This window comes from Pseudomonas peli (genome assembly GCF_050563605.1).
GTDB lineage: Bacteria > Pseudomonadota > Gammaproteobacteria > Pseudomonadales > Pseudomonadaceae > Aquipseudomonas > Aquipseudomonas peli_A.
Genome location: NZ_JBNXUH010000080.1, coordinates 1 through 484, shown reverse-complemented (window position 1 = coordinate 484; position 484 = coordinate 1). Strand labels below are relative to the sequence as shown.

The 484-nt window shown below is 58.7% G+C and carries 2 protein-coding genes; both read left to right on the top strand.

Annotated elements, in window-relative coordinates; translation table 11 throughout:
- The first annotated feature begins 43 nt into the window (after nt 1–43).
- Nucleotides 44–319 carry a DUF4872 domain-containing protein gene (locus tag ACQ4LH_RS21130; protein ID WP_430698967.1) on the top strand — a complete coding sequence of 92 codons (276 nt, stop codon included), beginning with the start codon at nt 44–46 and terminating at the stop codon, nt 317–319.
- 14 nt (nt 320–333) lie between these two features.
- The coding region (locus ACQ4LH_RS21125; RefSeq protein ID WP_430698969.1) for a DUF4872 domain-containing protein at nt 334–484 on the top strand (151 nt) is incomplete at its 3' end.

Below are 484 nucleotides of genomic sequence, written 5' to 3'. Positions count from 1 at the left end.
GTCTCGGGGGCTGGGAGATGTGTAAAAGAGACAGCTGGATGGCATGCCGCTGCCGTGGATGGGTATCCGGGGTATTCAGCACCTGGCCAAACAGATCGACAAGCTCGACCCGGCGCAGAGCAAATACAACCGCCTGTACCTGACCCATATCGTGCGCATGCAGGAAGAAATCGGCACTGGCGGTGCGGGGGTCCGCTTCTGTCTCTTATACACATCTCCGAGCNGGCGTCAGATGTGTAAAAGAGACAGATTCAGCCCCGGCCAAAACAGACCGACAAGCTCGCCCCGGCGCAGAGAAAATACAACCGCCTGTACCTGACCCATATCGTGCGCATGCAGGAAGAAATCGGCACTGGCGGTGCGGGGTTCCGCTTTATGTATGCGAGSTTTTTGCAGGAAGCCGGCGAGAAGCTGGGTGACAGCAACCTGCAGGAGCTGTGTCTTCTACACCTTTTACGCTGCCGACGACGCGCCCCGGGTGGGG